This is a genomic window from Nocardioides cavernae (genome assembly GCF_013410035.1).
GTDB lineage: Bacteria > Actinomycetota > Actinomycetes > Propionibacteriales > Nocardioidaceae > Nocardioides > Nocardioides cavernae_A.
In genome coordinates, this window is the sequence record NZ_JACCBW010000001.1 from 1306131 (window position 1) to 1330216 (window position 24086).

Genomic DNA, 24086 nt, shown 5'->3' on the forward strand with positions numbered 1-24086 from the left:
GTGTCGCCATGCTGGTCGTGAGCCGTCGGCAGGGTGAGAGCGTGGTCATCGGGGACGACATCACCGTCTCGGTGCTCGAGGTGCGAGGAGACGTCGTCCGCATCGGCATCGATGCCCCACGGTCGATCTCCGTGCACCGCGACGAGCTCGTCGACCGCCCGGAGCCGGCCGAGCCGGACGCCTGAGACGCCCCGGCCCGCGGCCGGCCGGGCTCAGGCGCGCTCGAGCAGGAAGATCGGGATCTCGCGGTCGGTCTTCTCCTGGTACTCCGCGTAGGTGCCCCAGGTCGCGACGGCGTGCTGCCACCAGTCCGCGCGCTCCTCGCCCTCGAGGACGCGGGCGGTGTAGGTGTGGGCCTCGGCCCCGTCCTGCAGCTCGACCTCGGGGTGGGCGACGAAGTTGTAGTACCACTCGGGGTTCTCCGGTGCGCCTCCCTTCGAGGCGACCGCGAGGTAGGCGCCGTCGCGCTCGACCCGCATGACCGGGTTCTTGCGGAGGTTGCCGGACTTCGCACCCACCGACGTGATCACGACGATGGGGTAGCTCGTGCCGGGCAGCGTGTTGGCCCGCGCGCCGTTGCTGGCCTCGTACTCCGCCACCTGGTTGCGGACCCACTCGGACTTGCTCGGGACGTACTCGCCTGTCAGTGCCATGCCCCCACAACACCACGGGCAGCGGCGATCTTCCAGCGCCCGCTCGGTAGCCTCCCGGTTCATGAGCGCGATCGACGGAGTCAGCGAGATCTTCGACAGCGAGGCCTGGGACGTCGTGCCCGGCTTCGAGGACCTGACCGACCTCACCTACCACCGCGCGCGCGAGCACGGCACCGTCCGGATCGCCTTCGACCGCCCCGACGTGCTCAACGCCTTCCGCCCCCACACCGTCGACGAGCTGCTGCGGACGCTCGACCACGCGCGTACGTCCGCCGACGTGGGCTGCGTGATCCTGACCGGCAACGGCCCCAGCCCCAAGAACGGGAAGTGGTCCTTCTGCTCCGGCGGCGACCAGCGCATCCGCGGGCGGGCCGGCTACCAGTACGAGGACGTGGCGGCCGGCGCGGGCGACACCGGCGGCGAGGAGCCCAGCCCGATCGACCGGGCCAAGCTGGCGCGGCTGCACATCCTGGAGTGCCAGCGGCTCATCCGCTTCATGCCCAAGGTCGTCATCTGCGTCGTCCCCGGCTGGGCGGCCGGCGGCGGGCACAGCCTGCACGTCGTCGCCGACCTGACCCTCGCCAGCCGTGAGCACGCCCGGTTCAAGCAGACCGACGCCGACGTCGGCTCGTTCGACGGCGGCTACGGCTCGGCCTACCTCGCGCGCCAGGTCGGGCAGAAGTTCGCCCGCGAGATCTTCTTCCTCGCCGACGAGTACGACGCCGAGGAGATGCACCGCATGGGCGCGGTCAACCGGGTCGTCGACCACGCCGACCTCGAGAAGGTCGCCCTCGACTGGGGCCGGAAGATCAACGGCAAGTCCCCGACCGCGCAGCGGATGCTCAAGTACTCCTTCAACCTCCTCGACGACGGGCTCGTCGGGCAACAGCTCTTCGCCGGTGAGGCGACGCGGCTGGCGTACATGACCGACGAGGCCCAGGAGGGCCGCGACCAGTTCCTCGAGAAGCGCGACCCGGACTGGTCGCCCTTCCCCTGGTACTACTGAGACCGCCGCCGAGGGCGACCCTCAGCCCGTCGCGAGCGTGTGGTTGTCGATCTCCGGGTAGTGCTTGCGGATGTTCACCTTGCGCTCGAGCTCGGCGATGATCGCGGGCGCGAAGTTCACCTCGTAGAGCGCCTGGGCGCTGCCGAGGCCGCCGGGACTGAAGACGTTGATCTCCATGAGCTTGTCGCCGACGATGTCGAGGCCGACGAGGAACATGCCGTCGCTGACGAGCTTGGGGCACACGATCTCGACCATCTCGAGCATCGCGTCGGTGACCTGGACCTTGGTCGCCCTGCCGCCGGCGGACATGTTGGAGCGGATGTCCTTGGTGGTGTTGGTGCGGCGGAAGGCGGCGTACTTCCCGTCGACCTGCAGCGGCCGGCCGTTCATCACGAACATCCGGACGTCGCCCTTGGCCGCCTCGGGGAGGTACTCCTGCGCGACGACGTAGCCGTCGCGGGAGATCGCCTCGATGATCTGCTTGAGGTTGGGCGCCTCCTTGCGGTCGACGAGGAAGACGCCGGCGCCGCCCGAGCCCTGCAGCGGCTTGAGCACGGCCTTGCCGCCGAGGTCGGAGATGAACGCCTCGATCATCGACTCGTCGCGGGAGATGAGGGTGCGCGGACGGACGATCTCGGGGAAGTGCTGGAAGTACGCCTTCGACAGCGCGTTGGCGAGGCTGGTCGGGTCGTTCACGACGAGCACGCCGGAGGAGGCGATGAGCTGGCCGAACGCGACGCCGGCGTTGTTGCGCCAGGGGTCGGACTCGGCGTCGTCGGCCGGGTCGTTGCGCAGCATCACCACGTCGAACTCCGACATCGGGATCAGCTGCTCGACGTCGGGCTTCTTCACGTCGGCGAGGTGCCGCTCGAGGGACCGGTACGTCTTGGCCTGGCCGGCGCGCGCCCGGGTGCTCAGCGACCCGTCGGGCTCGTAGGCGAAGTCGCCGATGCCCATGTACCAGGCCTCGTGGCCCATCTCCTTCGCGGCCATCGCGAGCCGGTTGGTGGTGTACTCCGCCTTCTCGGTGGCGATGTCGTTGACGACGAATCCGATCTTCATGCGTGTCCCTCCAGGAGTGTGCTGAGATCCTCGGTCCCGGCCGCGCGGGCCAGGTTGTCGTGGGCGCCCGGCTCGCGCAGGTAGCGCGGCAGGACGCGTGGCGGCCGGAGCAGGCCCCGTTCGTCGAGGTCGCCGATGAGCGGCAGGTCGCGCAGCGAGAACTTCCCCAGCCAGAGGAGGTCGAGGGAGCCGTCGGAGGCGAGGTGCTCGAGCAGCTCGACGAGGCCGCGGAGGTAGATCGCGTCCTTCGTCATCCCGCCGGAGCGGTAGACGCGCATCACCGTCGTCCACGCGCTGGCGCCGGGGAAGTCGTCGGCGACGAGTGCCTCGTGGGCCTCGGCGAAGCTCGCGCCGGCGATCATCCGGTGCACCGTCACCACGCGGCTCGCGAGCTGGCGGAGCCGGAACGCCGTCAGCCCACCGCAGGCGATCTCGGCCAGCACGGCCAGCCCCTCCTGCGTCTCGTCGTAGCCGGCGAGGCCGACGCCCAGCACCTTCACGGGCTGGTGGCTGCCGTTGGCCTGGGTGACGAGGTGGGTGCCGACCTCGTGGTGGAGCAGCGCGCGGGCGCGGGCGCGCTGCACCTTGGTCTCGGGCCCGATGAGGAGCGCGTCACCGGACACCATGACCCCGTTGACGTCCGGGCGGACCTCCGCGTGCATGTCGAGGTCGGGGTCCTCCTCGCGGTAGCGGGCGATCTCCTCCTCGGCGAGCGCGAGGAACTCCCCGGCGTCGAGGGCCTCGTCCGTCGGCTCGGTGCGGGTGATGCGTTCGAGAAGCTGTTCGGCCTGGGTGCGCAGCGTCGGCGACACCCCGCCGTAGAGCTCCACGCTCAGGGGCAGGAAGTCCTCGGTGTCGCGTGCCTGCAGCATGTCGAGCTGCAGCTCCATCTCCCGGTGCTTGGCCCGCAGCAGCTGCCCGAGCACCGGGTCCTCGACGGCACCGGGGTCGATGTCGTCGAGCTGCGCGCGCACCACCTCGGGGTCGACCTCGAGCTCGCGGTAGGTGAACGGCGGCTCGGGCTGGCGTCCCTCGAGGAAGTCGTCACGCAGGTCGTCGGCGTCGACCGGCGTGACGTCGAGGAGGAAGCGGAAGGTCTGCGCGAGCTGCGCGAGACGGTGGTCGACCGCGAGGTCCGCGGCGTTCAGCTGCGCGCGGTCGTCGGCCGCGGCCGGATGGTCGGGATCGGGGCCGCCGCTCATCGCAGCCGCGCCAGCTCGTCGTGCAGCCCCGGCAGGGCGGCGGCCAGGCCCTGCTGGGCGCGGCGGAAGCGGTCGTCGTGGAGCTCGCCGGTCCACTCGTCCATGAAGGTCTTCTTGAACTCCAGGGCCAGGACGCAGCCGACGCGCGGGTAGCGGTCGTGCACCCACCAGGCGAGGTTGCGGCCCTCGAAGGCGACGTTCTCCCGGGCGTCCATCGGTCCGCAGCCCAGCGACGCGTCGCGCAGGTCGCCCATGAAGCGCTCGACCAGCGGCCCGAACAGGTCGTGGTCGAGGCTGCCCGTGCCGACGTTGACCTCGGGGTTCTCCGACACCGGCGCCGGCGGCTCGTCGGCCCCGTCGCGCCGGTGGTTGTAGGAGTGGACGTCCAGCAGCACGAACGGACCGCGCTCGGCCAGCCGGTCGAGGCGGGGGGCGAGGGCGTCGTAGAACGCGTCGTACGTCGCGAGGCTCCCCTCGAAGAGCTCGTCGGAGAGGTCCCCGTCGCGCCACACGTCGAGGCCCCAGCAGTCGTCGGGGGTGCGGTAGACCGCCTCGCGGCGCGGGCGGTTGAGGTCGGCCTCGAAGCGCGAGCGCGTGGTGACGACGCGGTCGGGCACGACGGCGGCGAGCCGGTCGGTGAACGGGTCCTCCTCGCGGAACCGCTCGGCCTCGTCGAGCACCATCGCCTCCGCGATCGCCGGGCGCAGCTCGTGCCCGGCGTGCACCGCGGTGGCGACCACCGGCCCGTGCCACTCGCCCACGAACGCGACAGCGTCCGACGTCCCTCCCAAGTCCGTCATGGCCGCCTGTCTACCGAAGGGCCGACGCGAGGCCAACCCGCCGCGTACCCCTGCGGGTGAAGGCCCACGCTCCTGCGGTAGGACTGGAGCATGAAGGTCGTCGTGCTCACCGGTGCCGGTATCTCCGCGGAGAGCGGGCTGACGACGTTCCGTGACTCGGGCGGCCTGTGGGAGGGCCACGACCCGATGCAGGTCGCCACGCCGGAGGCGTACGCCGACGACCCGGGCCTGGTGCAGCGCTTCTACGACGCGCGGCGCGCGGCGCTCGACACCGTCGAGCCCAACGCGGCTCACCACGCTCTCGCCCGGCTCGAGCAGGCGCTCGGTGACGACCTGCTGCTGGTCACGCAGAACGTCGACGACCTCCACGAGCGTGCGGGCTCCCGGCGCGTGCACCACGTCCACGGCAGCCTCCGGTCCGCGTGGTGCACCGCGTGCGACGCCCGGCGGGAGTGGAGCGGACCGCTCGCCGAGGGACCTCCCTGCCCGGGCTGCGGGTCCACCAGCCTGCGCCCGGACATCGTGTGGTTCGGCGAGATCCCCTACGGCATGGACGTCGTCGAGGACGCACTCGAGTCGTGCGACCTGTTCGTGTCCATCGGCACCTCCGGCCTGGTCTACCCCGCGGCCGCCTTCGTGCACTGGGCACGCGGCGACACGCTCGAGCTCAACCTGGAGCCGAGCGCCGGTGCCACCGACTTCGCCGAGTCCCGGCAGGGGCCGGCGACCGTGCTGGTGCCCGCCTGGGTCGAGGAGGTCCTCGCCTGAGGCGACGTCAGGCGCCCCGCTCCGTGGCCTCCCACGCAGCAGACCCGTCGGCGGCCACGTCGCGCACGTCGTCGCGCTCCAGCGGCCGGAAGTGCAGGCGTACCGACGTGCCGCGACCGAGCACGGACTCGACCTCCACGGTGCCGCCGTGGCGGTGCATGATCTCGCGGACGATGCCCAGCCCGAGGCCGGTGCCCGGCCGCAGCAGGGCCTCCTCGTTGGTCGAGCGGAACAGCGGGGAGAACAGCTCGGACTGGTCGGAGTCGGAGATGCCGATGCCCTCGTCGCGGCAGCCGAAGGTGAGCCCGCCGTCGGCGCGGCGCTCGACGCCGAGCCAGATCTCGTCGCCGGGGTCGGAGTACTTCACCGCGTTGTCCACCAGGTTGGTGACCGCGCTGGCGATCTCCTTGGGGTCGGCGAAGACGATCGACTCCGAGGTCTCGCCGACCAGGTGGAGGGTGATGCCGGCCCGTTCGGCCACGGCGGACATCGAGGTGAGGGTCTCCTCGACGATCGGGAGGAGGTCGACGTGCTGCATCGTCGGCGGGTGCTGCGGGTCGCTCACCCGGGAGAGCATCGCCAGGCCCTGGAGCAGGTCGCCGAGCCGCTCGCTGCCGCGCAGGATCGCCTGGGCGCGCCGCAGGTCCTTGTCGTCGATGCTCTCGCTCGTCGCGAGGAACTCCGCGTTGGCGGCGATGACGGTCATCGGGTTGTTGATCTCGTGGGTCAGCTCGCGCAGGAACCGGTGCCGTGACTCCTCGAGGTCGCGGAGCTCGCGGAGCAGCCGGCGCTCGCGCTGGGTGGCGTGGGCGTTGGCGATCGCCCGGCCGAGGTCGTGGCCGAGCTCGAGGGCGGCCACGCCCTCGCCGTCGGTCCAGCGGCGCGACCCGGTGCGCCGGGCGCACATCAGCATCCCGAGCACCTCGTCGTCGACGCCGACCGGCGCCAGGACGATCGCCTCGAAGCCGGCCGAGCGCAGGGCGTCGGTGAACCAGCCCCGGTACGCCGCCAGCTCCGCGTCGCCCCACACGTGACCCGGCTCGATGATCAGCACGCGCTGCGCCGCCCAGGCGCGGGCGGCCGCCTCGTCGAGCGTGCGCCGCACCTCCGGGGCCATCCCGAGGCCGAGGCTGTCGGGGCTGTCGGAGTCCTGGTCCAGGAACAGCCGGATCTCGAGCTCGTCGACCGACAGCGCCCCGAGCAGGGTCGTCCTGGCCTCGCGCAGGAGCGCCTTCACGTCGTGGCGCGCGGTGTTGGACCGGGCGAGGCGTCGCGTGGCGCGGATGACGCGCATGTGGTCGGCGAACTCCTCGCGCTCCACGAGGGTCACCACCGACCGCAACGTCATCGCCAGCTCGTCGCTGATCTCGAGCAGCCGCTCCCTGTCCGGTCGCCTGAGGTCGGTGGGGACGTCGAGGTAGAGCAGCGCGCGGAGGTCGCCGCGCTCGTCGGCGATCTGGGCGGCGAGCATGTCCATCGGGTGCCAGGCGTCGGGGTCGTCGGTGGCGGGGATGTCCGGGATGACGACGACGCCGTCGATGAGGTCGCGGGTCGAGTCCGAGAAGCTCTCGTCCGGGATCCAGATGAAGTGGCCGTGGGCCTCGCCGTCGGCGAAGACGACCTGCATGTCGGAGAGCCGCGACGCGGTGCCGAGGCGTTCCTCGGCGGCCGTCATGTCGCCGTAGATCGCGACGAACTCCAGCAGCCCCTTGGGGCGTACGACCTCGATCGCGCAGACGCGGAAGCCCGCCCGCGTGGCGGCGTCGCGCGCGAGGGCGTGCATCAGCGCACGGGCACGCACATCACCCCAGCTCAGGTCGCGCGTCCGGCGCTCCCCTGTCCGCAGCTGCTCCATCGAGACACTTACCCTCCCCACCTGCCACTGGGATCGTAGGGGGGCCGCAGGACCTCCGGGAGTTTTTTCCGCACGACTGGACCTTGTCGGTGGTCCGCAGAGGGCCGGGCATGCCCCGAACGGGCCATCACCGACCGTTCTGGCTGAAGTGCATGTAGTCCTTCGAGTAGCGCCACGACCCGCCCCACTCCCAGCCGATGCGCGCGAACGCCCGCACGACCGGGCCGTCCTCGGTGACCATCCCGGACCGGACGCGTCCACGGGCGAGGTAGGACGACGCGAGCTCCGGAAGCACGACGGCGCCCTTGACGTAGGGGTTCTGGAAGGAGTTGAGGTCGATCGCGAGCCCGTAGGCGTGCTGGGAGAAGTAGGTCGCGCCCGTCGAGGGCCGGCAGACGAACGCACCGGTCCCGTTGCCGTCGCCGGTGCTCGGCGCATCGGGGTCGTAGGTCCGCGTGATGGCGACCTGCTCCTGGGGGAAGCGGACGCGGTAGAGCGTGCGGAAGACCTGCACGACGTCGTCGGCGACGGTGCGGTGGACGAGCAGCTCGCCGGTGTGGCGCTGGCCGTCGAAGCCCCAGAACGCCAGCCGCAGCCACGCCAGGTCGCCCGCCGCGACGGGGCAGCCCGGCTCCCACGTCGAGCGGCGGACCACCCGCTGCGGCGCCGGGGACACGACCCTGCTCGCGAAACCGGTGCCGGGCAGCGGGCGTACGCCGTCGGGCAGCGTCCAGCGGCGGTGCCGCATGACCGGCGGCGTCGGGCGTACCTCCCCGTGGCCGGTGGCCGGGTCCTCCGGGAGCACGCGGGTGCCGAGCCACCGCGGCGCGACGCTGCCGGGCCCTGTCGCCGGGAGCGGCTGGGTGCCGTCGACGCTGGGCTCGGCGCGGACCAGCGTGACCGCCTGGTCGGGAACGGCGACCGGCACGCCCGTGACGGTCAGGACCGCCTGCGCCAGGGCGCTGACGAGCAGGTCGACGACCGCGTGTGGGACGACCGGCGGGAGCACCAGGTCAACGTACGTCGTCGGGGCCGGCCATGGGCAGCCAAACGGTGAAGGTCGTGCCCTCCCCGAGCGTCGAGTCGACGCGGACGGACCCGCGGTGGCGGGTCACGACCCGCTCGATGATCGCCAGCCCCAGGCCGGTGCCCGGCCGCGCGCGCGCCTCGGCGTGGCGCGAGCGGTAGAAGGGCTCGAAGATCCGCTGGACCTCCTCGGGGTCGATGCCGATGCCGGAGTCGGAGCAGACGATGCGCACCCCGTCGTGGCCGTCCTCCACCCAGCGCGACACCGACACCGAGACGCGGCCGCCGGACGGGGTGTACTTCACGGCGTTGGAGAGCAGGTTGGTCACCATCCGCTGCAGGCCGTCCCCGTCGGCGGGGAGCACCAGGCCCTCCTCCACGTCGAGGCTGACCTCGACGTGGGACGCGGCGGCCGTCGGTGCGAGGAACTCGGTGCTCTCACGCACGAGCTCGGAGACGTCGACCTCGTCGACGAGCAGGTCGTGGTCGGTGTCGCTGACCGAGGCGAGGGCCATGAGGTCCTCGACCATGTCCTCGATCCGACGGGTGGCCCGCCCGAGGGCCGCGAGCGAGTCGCGGGCGTCCTCGATCCGGTCCTCCATGGCGACGAGCTCGAGGTGGGTGAAGAGCACGCTGACCGGGTTGCGCAGCTCGTGGGCGAGGGTCTGCATCATGTCGCGGCGGTGGTCGTTGAGGCCGCGCAGCTCGGCGTTGAGCGCGCGCTCTCGATCGATCAGTCGGGCGTCGACGACGACGCCGGCGAGGTCGGACGCGACGGCGGCGGCGGCGTTGATCTCCGAGTCGATCCACCGGGGTCCGTCGGCGGACCGGCCGAGGCCCATCGTGCCGAGGTACTCCTCGCCGAGACCGATCGGGACGAGCAGCCAGGACGCGATGCCCCGCTGCTCCATCAGGTCTCGCATGATCGGCGGTGTCGGCACGGCGGTGTCGGTGACGCCCCAGCTCAGGTCCGGCTCGAGGACGAGGTGGCCGCGCCGGAGCCAGACCTGCCGCATGTGCTCCTCGAGGACCGGTTGCTGACCCTCGAGCGGGGGCGCGCTGTCGCCTGCGAGCAGCACGTCGACGGTGTCGACGGCCATGGCCTCGACCATCGCGTCGCGCGTCCGGCTCAGGAAGTCGGGGAGCCCGAGCCCGGGCGGCACGCTGCGGATCGCCGTGCGCGCCTGGGTCACCATCCGGACCTGCTCGCCGTAGAGCTCGCGCTCGACGATGCCGACGATCGCGTCGTACATCGCGCCGACCTCGGCGTTGATCCCTGCGATCCCCTCAGGTGTCGGTCGCCGCCCGGAGTGGGGCTCGTCGAGCCAGAGCACCGCCCGCAGGTCGCCGTCCCCGTTGGTGAGCAACCGGAACAGGAGGTCCTCGGGGTGCCACCCGTCCGGCCCGTCACCCTCGGGCACGTCGGGGGTGTGGCCGTACTGGTCGACGAAGGTGCGTGTCTCGCTGTCGATGCGGTCGACCGGCAGGTGCACCCACCCGTCGACGTGCGTGCCGACGGCGACCATGTGGTCGATCATCTGCAGCGGTGTCGCCTCGCCCATCAGGTGCTCGTGCCCGTCCGGGCTCCCCGCGATCGCGACGAACTCGAAGTTGCCGTCGGACCTCAGCGCCTCCACGACCGCGACCCGGTGCCCCGACCGGCGGGCGATGTCCTCCGCCAGGGCGTGCAGGACCGCGCGTTGGGCCTCGTTGCCCCACGCCTGTCCTCGCGGGCGCTTCCACGCCCCGTCTGTGTCCCTCACGCTTGCTCCCGCCGCGACAACGAGCCCCGGACCGAGACGTTACGCGCCGCGACCACGCCGTGTGGCCGACTTCACAATCCTGGGCGCCCGAAGTGACTCGCGGGTAACATAGCGGCCATGAAGCGCGACATCTACGACGAGGACCACGAGGCCTTCCGGGACTCGGTCAAGCAGTTCCTGGACCGCGAGGTCACCCCGCACCTCGAGTCCTACGCCGACAACCACGGCCTGGACCGCGCCTTCTGGCTCGCGGCCGGCAAGCAGGGGTTCCTCGGCCTCGAGATCCCGGAGGAGCACGGCGGCTCCGAGGCCGGCGACTACCGCTTCAACGCCGTCCTCACCGAGGAGCTCGCGAAGGTCAACATGACCCTCCCGAGCTGCGTCGGCATCCACGCGGACATCACGGTCCCCTACCTCGTGCACCTCACCGACGACGCGCAGAGGGCGCGCTGGCTCCCCGGCGCGGCGAGCGGCGAGATCGTCACCGCGATCGGCATGACCGAGCCGGGCGGCGGCTCCGACCTCGCCAACCTGAGGACCACCGCCGTCCGCGACGGAGACGACTGGCTGATCACCGGCTCCAAGACCTTCATCACCAACGGCGGCTCGGCCGACCTCGTGCTCGTCGCGGCACGCACCAGCCCGGAGAAGAAGGCCAAGGGCATCTCGCTCTTCGCCGTCGACACCACCCTCGACGGCTTCACCGTCGGCCGGGTGCTCGACAAGGTCGGGCAGGACGAGTCCGACACCGCCGAGCTCGCCTTCGACAACGTCCGCGTGAGCAACGACGACCTCGTGGGCCCGCTCGACACCGGATTCATCTCGATGATGCAGTTCCTGCCCCAGGAGCGCCTCGGCTCGGCCATCACCAACCTCGCCCACGCGCGGCAGATCCTCGAGGAGACCATCCAGTACGCCAAGGACCGCCAGGCGTTCGGCCAGCCGATCGGCGGCTTCCAGAACACCCAGTTCCTCCTCGCCGACCTCGTCACCCGCGTCGACGTCACCCAGGCGTACGTCGACCAGTGCGTCGTCGCGCACACCCGCAAGGAGCTCACCCCGGTCGACGCGGCCAAGGCCAAGTGGTGGACCTCGCAGGTCCAGAACGACGTCCTCGACCACTGCGTGCAGGTCCACGGCGGCTACGGCTACATGAACGAGTACCGCGTCGCCCGCGCCTGGCGCGACGCCCGCGTCACGAAGATCTGGGCGGGGTCGAACGAGATCATGAAGATGCTGATCGGGCGCGACCTGGGACTGTGAGGGCATTCGTCGCCGTCGTGCCGCCCGCCGAGGTCGTGGAGCACCTCGACGAGTTCCTGTCCGTGCGCCGCGAGGCGGCCGCCTTCCGCTGGTCGGCGCCCGAGCAGTGGCACGTCACCCTGGCCTTCGCCGAGGCCGTCCCCGACCGCAGCCTCGACGAACTCGACGAGCGGCTCGCCCGGGTGGCGCAGCGCCAGCAGCCCTTCGACCTGGCGGTCGCGGGCGGGGGCGCGTTCCCCGATCCCGACCACGCGCGGGTCCTCCTCGCCCGGCTCACCGGCTCCGACGACGCGACGGCGGCGCTCGACCGTCTCGCCACCTCTTGCCGCGCGGCCATGTCGTCCGCGGGTGCCCGCGTCGACGGCCAGCGCTTCCGACCGCACCTCACCCTGGGCCGGCTCGGGCGCCCAGACAACGTCACGCCGTGGGTGCGTCTCCTCGACGCCTACGACGGTCCCCGCTGGCAGGTGGACGAGGTCGCGCTGGTCGCCTCCCACCTCGGCGAGGGACCGCGCCGGCGGCCACGGCACGAGGTCGTCGCGGCGTACGCACTCGGCTGAGCGGAGGCTGACCTTCGTTGCACCACGCACCCACCGGGGGAAGGATCGCCGACGTGAGCGAGCGAACCATCGGGACCGACGAGGACCCGCAGCACTTCCACGCCGACCTCGGCGGCGACGTCAGCGGGCGGCTCAACTGGCTGCGGGCGGCCGTGCTGGGCGCCAACGACGGCATCGTCTCCACGGCCGGCGTCGTGATGGGCGTCGCCGGGGCCACCGACGACAGCGGCGCGATCCTCATCGCGGGCATCGCGGCCCTCACGGCCGGAGCGCTGAGCATGGGCGCGGGCGAGTACGTCTCGGTCAGCACGCAGCGCGACTCCGAGAGGTCCCTGCTCCACCTCGAGGCGATCGAGCTCCAGCAGATGCCCCGCACCGAGGAGGGCGAGCTCGCGAGGATGTACGAGGAGAAGGGCCTGTCCCCCGCGACCGCGAAGCAGGTGGCCCGCGAGCTGACCGAGCACGACGCCCTGCGCGCGCACGCGGACGTCGAGTTCGGCATCGACCCCGACAACCTCACCAACCCGTGGCACGCCGCGTGGGCGTCGATGGTCGCCTTCACGGTCGGCGCGCTGTTGCCGCTGCTGGTCGTGGCCTTCGTGCCCGACGGCGTACGCGTCCTCGTCACGGTGCTGAGCGTCGCCGCCGCCCTGGCGCTCACCGGCTTCACCAGCGCCCGGATCGGCCTCAGCCCACGCGTCCCGGCCATGGTCCGCAACGTCGGCGGGGGCCTGCTGGCGATGGGCGTGACCTACCTCATCGGCATGCTGGCGGGCACGACCCTGGGGTGAGCCACCGGCGTCAGCCCAGGGCGGCCACGATCTCGTTGACCTTGTCCTTGGCGTCGCCGAAGAGCATCTGGGTGTTGTCCTTGAAGAACAGCGGGTTCTGCACGCCGGCGTAGCCGGTGGCCATCGAGCGCTTGAAGACGATCACGTCCCGGGCGTTCCACACCTCGAGCACCGGCATGCCTGCGATCGGCGAGCCCGGCTCCTCGAGCGCGGCCGGGTTGACGGTGTCGTTGGCGCCGATGACCAGGACGACGTCGGTGTCGGGGAGGTCGTCGTTGATCTCGTCCATCTCGAGCACGATGTCGTAGGGCACCTTGGCCTCCGCGAGCAGGACGTTCATGTGCCCAGGAAGGCGGCCGGCGACGGGGTGGATCCCGAAGCGGACGTCGACCCCCTTCTCGCGCAGCCGCTTGGTCATCTCCGCCACGGGGTACTGCGCCTGGGCGACCGCCATGCCGTAGCCCGGGGTGATGACGACCGACGACGCACCCGCGAGCAGCTCGGCCACCTCTGCCGCCTGGATCTCGCGGTGCTCGCCGTAGTCACGCGCCTCGCCGGAGACGGTGCCGTCGGAGCCGAAGCCGCCGGCGATGACGCTCACGAAGGAGCGGTTCATCGCCCGGCACATGATGTAGCTGAGGATCGCACCGGAGGAGCCGACGAGCGCGCCGGTGATGATGAGCAGGTCGTTGCCGAGCATGAAGCCGGCGGCGGCCGCCGCCCAGCCGGAGTAGCTGTTGAGCATCGACACGACGACCGGCATGTCGCCGCCGCCGATCGCGGCGACGAGGTGGAAGCCGAGGACCAGCGCGAGCACGGTCATGATCGCCAGCGGAGCGAGGGCGACCCACCCGTCGACGTTGGCGAACCACACCAGGAGCACCACCGACCCGATGAGGATCGCGAGGTTGAGCAGGTGCCGGCCCGGCAGCGTCAGCGGGGCGGACTTCATCTTCGCGCTGAGCTTGAGGTTGGCCACGACCGAGCCGGTGAACGTGACGGCGCCGATGAAGACGCCGATGAAGACCTCCGCGTCGTGGACCGCGTCACCGCCGTGGCCGAGGCGGGCCGTCTCGATCCAGGTGTTGTAGCCGACGAGGACCGCGGCGAGGCCGACGAAGCTGTGCATCATCGCGATCAGCTCGGGCATGCCGGTCATCTCGACCCCGCGGGCCAGCCGGATGCCGATGACCGCTCCCACGGTGCCTGCGACGAGGATGATCCCCACGCCCACCCAGCCGGCGGTGCTGTCGTACTCGGTGACGCGGTCCAGCACCAGCAGGAGCGTCGCGACGAGCGCGAGGCCCATGCCGGCCATGCCGAACTGGTTGCCCCGCCGAGCCGTCTCGTGCTTGCTGAGCCCGGCCAGCGCGAGGATGAAGAGGAGCGCCGCGAGGATGTAGGCGCCCGTGACGAACGAAACCATGCTCGAGTCCACCCGGCTCAGCCCTTCTGGAACATGTTGAGCATCCGCCGGGTGACCATGAAGCCACCGAAGACGTTGATGCTGGCGAGCAGGACGGCGATCCCGGCGAGGACCTGGATGGCGGGCTGGTCGATCGGCGCCTGCAGGATCGCGCCGACCACGATGATCCCGCTGATGGCGTTGGTGACGCTCATGAGCGGGGTGTGCAGCGCGTGGTGCACGTTGCCGATGACGTAGAAGCCGATGACGACCGCGAGCACGAAGACCGTCAGGCTCGGCAGGAAGTACGCCGGCGCGGCCGTGGCGAGCGCGAGGAAGACCACCGCGGCCAGCCCGGCGGCGTACAGCCGGCGGCGGGGGTCCGGCGGCGCCTTCTCGACGGCGGCCGGCGCGGGTGCGGCGGCGGGGGACGCCCCCGATGAGGCGGAGACCTGCACGGGCGGCGGCGGCCACATCGTCTCGGCGCCCGTGTCGTTGGCCAGCGTGACCGTGATGCCGCGCTGGACCACGTCGTCGAGGTCGAGCGTGAGGACGCCGTTCTTGTGCGGGGTGAGGAGCTTGAGCAGGTTGACGACGTTGGTGCCGTAGAGCTGGCTGGTCTGGGCGGCCAGGCGTCCGGCGAGGTCGGTGTAGCCGAGGACCGTGACGCCGTTGGCGGTGACGACGCGCTCGTCCTTCACCGTCGCGGCGACGTTGCCGCCGTTGGCCGCGGCCATGTCGACGACGACCGAGCCGGGGCGCATCGCGGCGACCGTCTCGGCGCTCACGAGCTGCGGCGCGGGCCGGCCGGGGATCAGCGCGGTGGTGATGACGATGTCGGCGGCGCGCGCCTCCTCGTCGTACATCGCGGCGGTCGCGGCCTCCTGCTCGGCTGTCATCTCCTTGGCGTAGCCGTCGGAGGAGACCTCCTGCTCCATCTCGACCGTGACGAACTGCGCGCCCATGGACTCGACCTGCTCGGCCACCTCGGGGCGTACGTCGAAGGCGCGCACGACCGCACCGAGCGAGCCGGCCGCACCGATGGCGGCCAGGCCGGCGACACCCGCACCCACGACGAACACGCGGGCGGGCGGCACCTTGCCGGCCGCGGTGACCTGGCCGGTGAAGAGCCGGCCGAACTCGTGGGCGGCCTCGATCACGGCGCGGTAGCCGGCGACGTTGGCCATCGACGACAGCACGTCCATCGACTGGGCTCGCGAGATTCGCGGCACGGCGTCCATCGCCAGACCGGTGACGCCCTGCGCCGCCAGTCGCTCGACCAGCTCGGGGCTCCGCGCCGGCGCCATCAGGCTGATCACCGTCGCGCCCGGACGCAGCCGGGCGACCTCCGCATCGGTGGGCGCGTTGACCTTCACCACCACGTCGCTCGCCCAGACCTCGTCGGCGCCCACCACCGTGATCCCGGCGCCGGTGAAGGCGACGTCGGGCTGGTCGGCAGCCTCGCCCGCGCCCTGCTCGACGACCACGTCGTAGCCCAGCGCAGCGAGCTGGCCGGCCGTCTTCGCCGTGGCCGCGACGAGCGTCTCGCCGGGCCTGGACTCGCGGGGGATGCCGATGCGCACTGCTGCCTCCTGGTGGGGGCTCGGGTAGGTGGACTGACCTGAGTGGCGTGCGGGCCGGGGTCAACGTACCGAACCCGGGACCCCTCCCACCGCCGTCCCATGTGGCGTGGACCACACGGCTGTACGCCGCTCCGTACGCCACAGGGGGCCACGCCGTCCGGCGTGACCCCCTGCTCTCAGCGGCTGACCGCTCTCGCGGTGACGATCAGGCCGCCTTCCTCTTCACCACCCGCACGGTGGTCTGGAAGAGGACGTCGCCCGTGCGATCGAGGACCCGCAGGACCTTGCGGCCCTTCAGGTTCTTCGGCACGACCTTGTTCACGACGGCCTTGCCGTCGGTGACCTTCACCACGGCCAGCTTCTTGCCGCCCAGGGTGACCGTGACCTTGGTGGCCGTCAGGTCGCGGATCCGGATCTTCATCCGCTTGCCCGCCACGACCTTCTTCCTGACCGTCACCTTCGGCGCCACGTCCGGGGTGGGCGTGGGGGTGGGTGTCGGGGTCGGGGTCGGGGTCGGGGTCGGGGTGGTGGTGGGGGTGGGCGTGGTGGTCGGCGTGGGCGCCGGCACCTTGGTCGAGTACTCGACGTCGACGAAGGGAACGATCTTCGCCTGCTGCGGACCGAACGACAGGTACTTCACGTCGTTCATCCACCACGGGTTGCCGCGAGGGATCCGCGGGAACGCCTCGGTCACGATGCCGCGGTCCAGCTGGACGTTGGCGAGTGCGGACGAGTACTCGATCGTGATGGTGTTCTCGCCGTCGACCAGGTAGTCGCTGATGTCGGCGACGGGCGTCGACCAGTTCACGCCGCCGGTCCAGAGGTCCTCGCCCACGAGCGGCACCTGGTTGCCCCGGCCGTCGTCGATCGTCGGCTTGCCGACACCGCCCACGTCCTTGCGGACCTTGGTCGGGTTCGTCGAGACCTCGCCGCCGACCTTCTCCCCGTTGATCCACACGACCATGGAGTCCTCGAGGTGGTCGCCGAAGTCGACGTAGGCACCGCTGGCGGAGTCACCGTCCCAGTCGAAGGTCGCCTCGTAGTGACCCTTGCCGGAGACCGCCTTCCCGACCTCCGGGATCTTGTCCCAGGTGGTGAGGGTGTCGAGCTCGACGTCGATGTCGGTCACGACCGTGGACGTCTTGCGGTTGGTGGTGGTGAGCCCGTCGATGGTCTCGGTGCGCGTCAGGTCGCCCTGGGTCGCGCTGGGACGCCACGACTCGACCGTCAGGTCCCAGTCGGTGATGTCGTAGGAGCCCGGCACCTCGACGGCCTGGCTGACCTTCGTGCCGTCGCTGAGCTCCGCGGTGACCGTGCCCGTCTCGGAGGTGCGCATGGCCACCCCGTCCTCGGTGGCGTAGGCAGAGTCGGCGTTGGTGTCGAGGATGTGCAGCTGGGCGTCGTCGACCTTCTCGAAGGCGAGGAGGGCGATGTTGTCGTAGTCGAGGTCGATCGGGACGACGGTCTTGCCGTCCTCCCAGCGGTAGTCGGCGAGCTGGGTGGTCTCACCGGTCCACGAGTCGATCTCGTAGGGCACGAACAGGCCGTCCTGCACGATGTCGGTCGTGATGTTCTGACCGTGCGTGGCGTTGCGGACGCTGGCCTTGTTGCTCTTGTCGAGGTAGTTGGCCGGGTCGTAGTTGTAGACGTAGAGGTACTGGTTGCCCTTGTCGTCCTCGCGCGTCTGGGTCAGGAGCTGCAGGTTGGGCTCGGGGAAGCCGCTGTAGGGATCGACACCGAGCTCCTGCAGCTTCTCCAGGACGTTGTCGTCGTAGCCACCCGGCTGGGCGCTGAAGTAGTCGATGTCGTCGTAGACAGTCGCCTGACGCACGGTGGGCAGCGTCTTGAGCTCGTCCATGACCTTCTCGAGCGCCCTGTCCTTGCCGTCGTTGAACGGCGTCCGGTTGCCGGCGTCCTCCAGGATGACGACCTTCAGGCCCTGCTTGGCCCACTTGAGGAGCCGGTTGGCCGCCTCCAGCTCGAGCCAGTCCTGGTAGAGGACGACAGCCTTGTAGCCGGCCTTCTCGATGCGCTTCGTCTTGGGGTCGAAGTGCACGTCGTCGTCGAAGAGGAACCGGGGGCTGAAGTAGTCATAGGTGTAGCCGTTGTCCTGCAGCTCGGTCGAGCGGTAGTAGACGCCCTGGTGGGCGTACTGCCAGTTCATGTTGCCGTTGTCGCTGCCGATGCCGGCGTTGTAGGCCACGCCGTGGATCCACTTCTGGTTGATGAACCCCACGTCCGTGCGGCTCTTGCCCGTCTGGAGGAGCTGCTGGACACGACCCATGTGGGCGTTGAACTCGTTGTAGTCGGAGTAGCCCGGGTTGCGGGTGCCGAGCTGGCGGAACCCGGTGGCGTTGTGGCCCGGCCACGCGAAGCTGCCGTAGCTGTAGCCGGCGCCCCACACGTGCCACACGATCCGTTGGAAGCCGGCCGCGAACTGGGCGTACGCGTCGTGCATGTCCATCTGACGGGTGCCGCTGTAGGGGCCGAGCTGGGCGCCGGTCTCGGTCGAGAGGACCTTGTTCTCGAGCTTGGCGCCGCCGGTCCAGAGCCGCAGGATGTCGACGTTGTTGTACTGGTTGAAGTTCTCGGCCTCGGGGTAGTCGACGTCCATCGCCGGCTCCGACATCTCGATCGGGCGGCCGTAGGAGATCTGCGCCCGGGTCTCGATGCCCACCGAGTTCAGCCACTTCTTCAGGGGCTGGAGCATGCGCTCGCGGTAGAGGCTGGTCAGGACGTCCTGGTAGTCGTTGATGATGCCCTGGCGCTTGACCTCGGCGCCGTCGAGCTTGTACGTGCCCGTGTTGCGGACCTCGTGGTACGGCGTGAAGGGGCTTGCGTTGACGCCCTGGAACAGGAAGAGGTAGGGCGTGATGTCGTAGCCCTTGCGCCTCTTGAACTCGGCGGCCATGTCCTCGGCCCACCAGGTCGCGCCACCGGTGCCGAAGTTGATCTCGAGGGAGTCCATGAAGAGCTGGACGTCACCCTCGGCGATCTTGGCCCGCAGCGCGGGGTCGGCGAGGTAGTGCTCCTCCCAGTAGCTGCGGAGGGCCTGGACGCCGCGGGTGTCGAAGTAGTTGGTGGCGTACGCGGGCTGCGCGGACGGGCTCGAGGAGTGGTAGGTGCCCTGGGTCCACACGCCGAAGACGCGGTAGGTGCCGTCGTTGGGGGCGGTCCAGCTGAGGTTCTGGGTCCAGGCGTCCGCGCCCTGGGTGACGTTGGCCTTGAGGTCGATGTAGCTGTCCGGGTCGACGTTGTCGCCCGAGGTCACCTTGTAGGCGTACGCCGTCACGAACTTCGCCCCGGCGCGACGGGCGTTGGCCGCGGCAGGGGCGGGGACCGTCGCCACGGCCTGCCCGGCCTCCACGGTGCCGGTGCCGAGGGTGATGTTCTGCATCGCCTGCTGGCTGGCCGGGTCGAGCCCGGGGACGTTGGAGGTCGCCCAGTTGGTGCCGGAGGTGAGGTAGACCGCCATGCCCAGGTCGAGCATCTTGTTCAACATGAGGTTCCACTTGTGGGTCCACATGTCGGAGCCGTAGGCGTACTGCGCGTCGGGAGCAGCGTTGTCGCTCTGCATGCACAGCTCGACGCCGCGGTAGCCGGCGTCGTAGAGGGCCTGGATCTCCTCGAGCAGCGACTCGTCGGTGTTGGCCGCCTCGCCCAGCCACCAGCGCACGTCGGTGCTGTAGACGCGGTCGGGGTCGACGTACTTGCCCTCGAGCTCCTTGGCGAAGGCCGAGGACTTCTTGACGGCGGGGGACTTCACCACCGGCGCGGCGGCCGCCGACGCGCCGTCGTTCGCGTAGGAGATCGCAGTGGTCGCGAGGACTGTGGCCGGCGAAGCCAGTCCCAGCGCGAGGGCTGCGGTGAACAAGCAGGTCGCGGACCTGCTTGTCAGAGTGGATCTCATGTGGTGCTCCTTTGGCTGAGGCAGGGGGTTCGAGCGCGGCATCGCGACGCGATGACGTGCCCGATCCGATCGTGTGCGCCAGTGAGTCTGAATCGATTCAGTGGCCCGCCCCTTCACTGTGTCCGTCGTCACAGGCGGGGAGCAATGGGTACGGCCGGATCCGGACAGCACGAGAACGGATAGTCGGTATCAGCGGCGCCGATGCGGGTGGTTTCACTAGCCGTGGCCGCAGTCGCGCGAATAGTGGCTATCGACGTATCGCATGTGGGCGACGTGTTCCATCGGCGGACAGGCATTGATACGTTCCGCAACCACCGCCGATCCCCCGTCGGCTGCTCGGCGCGAGGTCGCGGAAGCGACACAGTCGACCCAGGAGGACTCGTGATCGACCATGCCCGGCTGCGGCGACTTGACCTGAACCTCGTGCACTCGCTCGACAGCTTGTTGCGTGAGAGGAACGTGTCGAGGGCTGCGGCGTCCGTTGGCGTCAGTCAACCAGTGATGAGTGCAGCGCTGGCACGGCTGCGCCGTCACTTCGACGACGAGCTCCTGGTCCGGCGCAACAACACCTACGAGCTGACCTCCTTGGCCAGACAGCTGCAACCCGCCGTCATCGACGCGCTGCGTGCCGTCGATCGCGTGATCGCTGCCAAGACGACCTTCGACCCTGACGTGGAGCACGAGTTCACGGTGGTGTGCGGTGAGGTGCTCGCCGCCATGCTCCTTCCACGACTGTGCCTCGCGATCCAGGAGGCAGCACCCGCGAGCAGGATGCGCGTCGTCGAGCCCGCCCAGCTGCGCAACGTCGACATCGCCGACCATCTGGCCGCGGGTGTCGACGGCGTGTTCCTTCCCCACGGCTGGCTGTCGGGGCTCGAGAGCGTCGACGTCCTCGAGGACCAGTGGGTGTTCGTCGTCGCCGCCGACGACCCGGCGGAGAGGCTCGATGTCGAGGACCTCAACGCCCGCCCATGGGTCGTGGCCCAGGTGGGCGAGCGCGACGTCGCACGAGGGATGCAGCAGATCCTGTCAGCCGGCGTCCGACCCCGCACGGAGGTGATCGTGAGTGGGTCGATGAGCATGCCGTTCTTCTTGCGTGAGAGTCCCCGTGTGGCGGTCATGGGGCGGCGCCTCATCACCGAGATGGGACACCTCTACGGCATCAGGGAGATCCCGGGGCCGTGGGAGCTCGACACCCTGCGCACCGCGTTCTGGTGGCACCCGAGCAGACGAGACGACCCCACCCACGTCTGGTTGCGTCAGATGGTGAGCGGGCTGCTCGACACCGGCCTCGACGGCGGCTGACGTCAGCCGACGAGCACCACGTGCAGGGTCCGTGGTCCGTGGACGCCCTCGACCCGGTCGAGCTCGATGTCGCTCGTCGCCGACGGCCCGCTGATCCAGGTGAGGGGGCGCGCCGGGTCGAGAAGGGCGATCGCGTCCGGCACGTCGGCGACCACCTGGGAGGCGTCGACGATGCAGACGTGGAGGTCGGGCACGAGGCTGATGGCGCGTCGGCCCTGGTCGGGCCGGTGGTCCAGGACGATGGTGCCGGTCTCGGCGATGCCGACCGCGGCGCGCGTGACCACGGCGTCGATGGCGTCGAGCTCGGCGGCGGAGTGGCCGCCTGTGGAGGGGTCGTCGACGACGGCGCCGGCCACGTCGAGCCCGAGGCCGGGAGGCACGACGGCTCGGGCCCCGTCCAGGGCGGCGGCCACGGTCGCCGCGAGGTCGTCGCTCGAGCAGCGGGTCACCACCGCGCGGTAGTCGGCGACCCGCTCGTCGAAGAGGTCGACCAGGTCGGCGTGGTCGCGGGGGCGTACGCGAGGGGCCGTTGGCACCTCGACGGCGGGCGACACGCCGTCCAGGGCGGAGCGGACACGCCGCAGGATGTCGTCGCGGGCGTTCATGATCGGCCCTCCTCTCCGTCAGCGCGGCCACCGTCGGTGCGGTCCCACCACTCGCGGAACGACTCCTCGGGCGGGGCGGGCAGGTCGCGTGCGCCGGTCCAGCCCGCGGCGGGCCCGGGCAGGCGACCGGCGGCCGCACGTCCACCGGGCAACGTGGTGCGGGAGAACCGTCCCAGGACGCGACCGGCCAGGCCGGACGCGCGCTCGGCGAGCCGCAGCCGACGCGAGTCGGAGAAGGTCCAGGCTGCGGCCCTCATCGCGACGGCCTCGGCCTTGGGCACCCGGTCGCTGCGGTGGGAGTCGACGACGGCCGCCCGCTGCTCGACCAGCACCGACGGGATGTCGATGCGGACCGGGCACACCTCGAAGCACGCGCCGCACAGGGAGGAGGCGTACGGCAGGGACGCGGTCTGCTCGTCCTCGACCCCGCGCAGCAGGGGGTTGAGGATCGCCCCGATCGGGCCCGGGTAGACCGAGCCGTAGGCGTGGCCGCCGACGCGCTCGTAGACCGGGCAGACGTTGAGGCAGGCCGAGCAACGGATGCAGCGCAGGGCCTGGCGGCCGACCTCGTCGGCCAGCGCCCGGGTGCGGCCGTTGTCGAGGAGCACGACGTGCACCTCCTGCGGGCCGTCGCCGGGCGTGACGCCGCTCCAGGTCGAGGTGTAGGGGTTCATCCGCTCGCCGGTGGACGAGCGCGGCAGCAGCCGCAGCAGCGGGTCGAGCTCGGACCAGGTGGCCACGACCTTCTCGATGCCGACCACGCTCACCAGCACGTCGGGCAGGGTCAGGCACATCCGGCCGTTGCCCTCGGACTCGACCACCACCAGGGTCCCGGTGTCGGCGACGGCGAAGTTGGCGCCGCTCACGGCCACCTTGGCGCGCAGGAACTTCTCCCGCATGTGCTCGCGCGCCGCCCCCGCCAGCGCGGCCGGGTCGTCGCTGAGGTCGTCCGGGGCGGGGCGGCCGACCGCTGCCATCCGGCGACGGAAGATCTCGCGGATCTCGGCGCGGTTGCGGTGGATGGCGGGCACTAGGATGTGCGAGGGCAGGTCGTCGCCGAGCTGGACGATGAGCTCGGCGAGGTCGGTCTCCCAGGCCGCGATGCCCTCGCGCTCGAGGTGGTCGTTGAGCCCGATCTCGAGGGTCGCCATCGACTTCACCTTCACGACCTCGTCGACGTCGTGGGACTTCGCGACCCGCGCCACGATCGCGCACGCCTCCTCGGCGTCGCGCGCCCAGTGCACGGTCGCACCGGCACGCGTCAGCGACTCCTCGAGGGTCTCGAGGTGGGTGGCGAGGTCGCGCAGCGCGGCCTCCTTGACCCCCGCCCCGGCGAGCCGGAGCTCCTCCCACTCCTCCACCTCGCCGACGACCTGCGCGCGCTTGTCGCGGATCGTGCGGGTGGCGTGGGCGAGGTTGCGGCGCAGCTGCGTGTCGCCCAGCGCCTCGCGCGCCGCGGACGGGAAGGCCGGCATGCCGACGAAGGTGCCGCTCACGAGATGTCTCCTGCCCGCTCGCCGACGACGGGGCCGTCGGACTCGCCCTCGGTCTCATCGGTGCTGGCGAGGATCTCGGCCAGGTGCATGACGCGGACGCCCGCCCGCTGGCGCGAGAGGACTCCGCCGATGTGCATGAGGCACGAGTTGTCCCCGGCAACGAGCACCTCGGCGCCGGTGTCGCGCACGTGGCGGGCCTTGTCGGCGCCCATCGCGATGGACGTGTCGGCGTTCTTGAGGGCGAAGGTGCCGCCGAAGCCGCAGCACTCCTCGGCCTGCGGGAGGTCGACGAGCTGGATGCCGCGGACCTCCTCGAGCAGCCGTCGCGGGCGGTCGCCGACGCCGAGCATCCGCAGGCTGTGGCAGGTCGGGTGGTAGGTGACCCGGTGCGGGAAGTACGCCCCCACGTCGGTCACGCCGAGCACGTCGACGATGAGCTCGGTGAACTCGTACGTCCGGGGCGCGGTCCGCGCGACCGCGTCGGCGAGCGCCGGGTCGCCCGAGCGCTCGGCGACCAGCGCGTGCTGGTGCCGCACCGAGCCGGCGCACGAGCCCGACGGCGTCACGATGGCGTCGTATCCGGCGAACGCGTCGACGAAGTTGCGCACCACCGGCACCGCCTCGTCGAGGTAGCCCGTGTTGACCATCGGCTGCGCACAGCACGTCTGCGCCCGGGGGAAGTCGACCTCGACGCCGAGTCGGCGCAGCAGGCGCACCACCGCCTTCCCCGTGTCGGGGAACATCGCGTCGTTGACGCACGTGACCTGCAGGGCGACCCTCACGCCGTTGCCCCTTCCTCGTAGCTCTCGGTGTCGTGCCAGTGTGTGTCAGAGGTGACCGTTGCGCACCGCCCAGACGATCGCCTCGATCGTGGTCTCGCAACCCAACGTGTCACAGGCGCTGCGCGTCTTGCGACGCACGGTGCGCTCGGAGATGCCCAGCTTGCGCGCGACCAGGTCGATCGTGTCGCCGTCGGCCATCAGGCGCAGGACGGCGAGCTCGTCCGGGGACAGGACGGGCTCGTGCACGGCGT

At 70.9% G+C, this 24086-nt stretch carries 21 protein-coding genes; 7 read left to right on the forward strand and 14 right to left on the reverse strand.

Translation table 11 applies throughout. The features are described from left to right. The first annotated feature begins 8 nt into the window (after positions 1-8). Positions 9-185, forward strand: a complete 177-nt coding sequence (gene csrA / locus F4692_RS06375; protein ID WP_179618737.1) for a carbon storage regulator CsrA — start codon at positions 9-11, stop codon at positions 183-185. 27 nt (positions 186-212) lie between these two features. Here csrA and F4692_RS06380 read toward each other — a convergent pair whose 3' ends face one another. After that, a complete protein-coding gene (locus tag F4692_RS06380) occupies positions 213-653 on the reverse strand; it encodes a nitroreductase family deazaflavin-dependent oxidoreductase (protein WP_179618738.1) in 441 nt (146 codons plus the stop codon). A gap of 61 nt (positions 654-714) precedes the next feature. On the opposite strand from F4692_RS06380, the gene F4692_RS06385 reads away from it, so the two are divergent. Continuing rightward, positions 715-1659, forward strand: coding sequence for a 1,4-dihydroxy-2-naphthoyl-CoA synthase (locus tag F4692_RS06385; RefSeq protein ID WP_179618739.1), 945 nt, complete (start codon positions 715-717; stop codon positions 1657-1659). A gap of 21 nt (positions 1660-1680) precedes the next feature. On the opposite strand, the gene F4692_RS06390 is transcribed toward F4692_RS06385, so the two are convergent. Genes F4692_RS06390 through F4692_RS06400 form a run of 3 tightly spaced genes read right to left on the reverse strand, consistent with a single transcriptional unit; the run spans position 1681 to position 4723 of the window. Then, complete coding sequence (locus F4692_RS06390; protein ID WP_179618740.1) at positions 1681-2721, reverse strand: glutathione synthetase; 1041 nt, start codon at positions 2719-2721, stop codon at positions 1681-1683. Next, positions 2718-3923: a peptidase MATCAP family protein gene (locus F4692_RS06395; RefSeq protein WP_179618741.1), complete on the reverse strand. Its 1206-nt coding sequence runs from the start codon at positions 3921-3923 to the stop codon at positions 2718-2720. The genes F4692_RS06390 and F4692_RS06395 overlap by 4 nt, the downstream gene beginning before the upstream one ends. Beyond that, the gene (locus tag F4692_RS06400) at positions 3920-4723 is read right to left on the reverse strand and encodes an N-formylglutamate amidohydrolase (protein WP_218858167.1); all 804 of its coding nucleotides are present in this window, start codon (positions 4721-4723) and stop codon (positions 3920-3922) included. Before F4692_RS06400 ends, F4692_RS06395 begins: the two co-directional genes overlap by 4 nt. 90 nt (positions 4724-4813) lie before the next feature. Between F4692_RS06400 and F4692_RS06405 the strand changes: the two genes are divergently transcribed. After that, a complete protein-coding gene (locus tag F4692_RS06405) occupies positions 4814-5491 on the forward strand; it encodes an NAD-dependent deacylase (RefSeq protein ID WP_179618742.1) in 678 nt (225 codons plus the stop codon). Positions 5492-5498: 7 nt separating this feature from the next. Here F4692_RS06405 and F4692_RS06410 read toward each other — a convergent pair whose 3' ends face one another. The 3 genes from F4692_RS06410 to F4692_RS21545 all read right to left on the reverse strand — a co-directional run bounded on the left by F4692_RS06410 (position 5499) and on the right by F4692_RS21545 (position 10135). Beyond that, positions 5499-7346: a sensor histidine kinase gene (locus F4692_RS06410; RefSeq protein ID WP_179618743.1), complete on the reverse strand. Its 1848-nt coding sequence runs from the start codon at positions 7344-7346 to the stop codon at positions 5499-5501. A gap of 127 nt (positions 7347-7473) precedes the next feature. Further along, on the reverse strand, positions 7474-8355 hold the full coding sequence (locus tag F4692_RS06415) for a M15 family metallopeptidase (protein WP_308645176.1): 882 nt from the start codon (positions 8353-8355) through the stop codon (positions 7474-7476). Between the two features lie 4 nt (positions 8356-8359). Further along, complete coding sequence (locus F4692_RS21545) at positions 8360-10135, reverse strand: sensor histidine kinase (RefSeq protein WP_179618744.1); 1776 nt, start codon at positions 10133-10135, stop codon at positions 8360-8362. Between the two features lie 117 nt (positions 10136-10252). On the opposite strand from F4692_RS21545, the gene F4692_RS06425 reads away from it, so the two are divergent. The 3 genes from F4692_RS06425 to F4692_RS06435 are packed head-to-tail and all read left to right on the forward strand — an operon-like array spanning position 10253 to position 12749. Next, a complete protein-coding gene (locus tag F4692_RS06425) occupies positions 10253-11398 on the forward strand; it encodes an acyl-CoA dehydrogenase family protein (protein ID WP_179618745.1) in 1146 nt (381 codons plus the stop codon). Next, on the forward strand, positions 11395-11958 hold the full coding sequence (thpR, locus tag F4692_RS06430) for an RNA 2',3'-cyclic phosphodiesterase (RefSeq protein WP_179618746.1): 564 nt from the start codon (positions 11395-11397) through the stop codon (positions 11956-11958). The genes F4692_RS06425 and thpR overlap by 4 nt, the downstream gene beginning before the upstream one ends. A 53-nt stretch (positions 11959-12011) precedes the next feature. Beyond that, entirely contained in the window at positions 12012-12749 is a 738-nt protein-coding gene (locus F4692_RS06435) for a VIT1/CCC1 transporter family protein (RefSeq protein ID WP_308645177.1), read from the forward strand. A 10-nt stretch (positions 12750-12759) separates the two neighbouring features. Here F4692_RS06435 and pntB read toward each other — a convergent pair whose 3' ends face one another. The 3 genes from pntB to F4692_RS06450 form a co-directional block, all read right to left on the reverse strand. Next, positions 12760-14175: a Re/Si-specific NAD(P)(+) transhydrogenase subunit beta gene (gene pntB, locus F4692_RS06440; RefSeq protein WP_179618747.1), complete on the reverse strand. Its 1416-nt coding sequence runs from the start codon at positions 14173-14175 to the stop codon at positions 12760-12762. 17 nt (positions 14176-14192) lie between these two features. After that, positions 14193-15737, reverse strand: coding sequence for a Re/Si-specific NAD(P)(+) transhydrogenase subunit alpha (locus F4692_RS06445; RefSeq protein WP_179618748.1), 1545 nt, complete (start codon positions 15735-15737; stop codon positions 14193-14195). 205 nt (positions 15738-15942) lie between these two features. Next, positions 15943-19647 (reverse strand): glycosyl hydrolase, encoded by a 3705-nt coding sequence (locus tag F4692_RS06450; RefSeq protein ID WP_179618749.1) that lies wholly within the window; start codon positions 19645-19647, stop codon positions 15943-15945. Between the two features lie 222 nt (positions 19648-19869). On the opposite strand from F4692_RS06450, the gene F4692_RS06455 reads away from it, so the two are divergent. Then, positions 19870-20952 (forward strand): LysR family transcriptional regulator, encoded by a 1083-nt coding sequence (locus F4692_RS06455; protein ID WP_179618750.1) that lies wholly within the window; start codon positions 19870-19872, stop codon positions 20950-20952. A gap of 2 nt (positions 20953-20954) precedes the next feature. On the opposite strand, the gene F4692_RS06460 is transcribed toward F4692_RS06455, so the two are convergent. The 4 genes from F4692_RS06460 to F4692_RS06475 are packed head-to-tail and all read right to left on the reverse strand — an operon-like array spanning position 20955 to position 24081. After that, complete coding sequence (locus F4692_RS06460) at positions 20955-21557, reverse strand: LutC/YkgG family protein (protein WP_179618751.1); 603 nt, start codon at positions 21555-21557, stop codon at positions 20955-20957. Beyond that, on the reverse strand, positions 21554-23053 hold the full coding sequence (locus F4692_RS06465; protein WP_308645178.1) for a lactate utilization protein B: 1500 nt from the start codon (positions 23051-23053) through the stop codon (positions 21554-21556). The genes F4692_RS06460 and F4692_RS06465 overlap by 4 nt, the downstream gene beginning before the upstream one ends. After that, complete coding sequence (locus tag F4692_RS06470) at positions 23050-23874, reverse strand: (Fe-S)-binding protein (RefSeq protein ID WP_257029696.1); 825 nt, start codon at positions 23872-23874, stop codon at positions 23050-23052. Before F4692_RS06470 ends, F4692_RS06465 begins: the two co-directional genes overlap by 4 nt. 6 nt (positions 23875-23880) lie before the next feature. After that, positions 23881-24081, reverse strand: coding sequence for a helix-turn-helix domain-containing protein (locus F4692_RS06475; protein ID WP_218858169.1), 201 nt, complete (start codon positions 24079-24081; stop codon positions 23881-23883). Between the last annotated feature and the right edge of the window lie 5 nt (positions 24082-24086).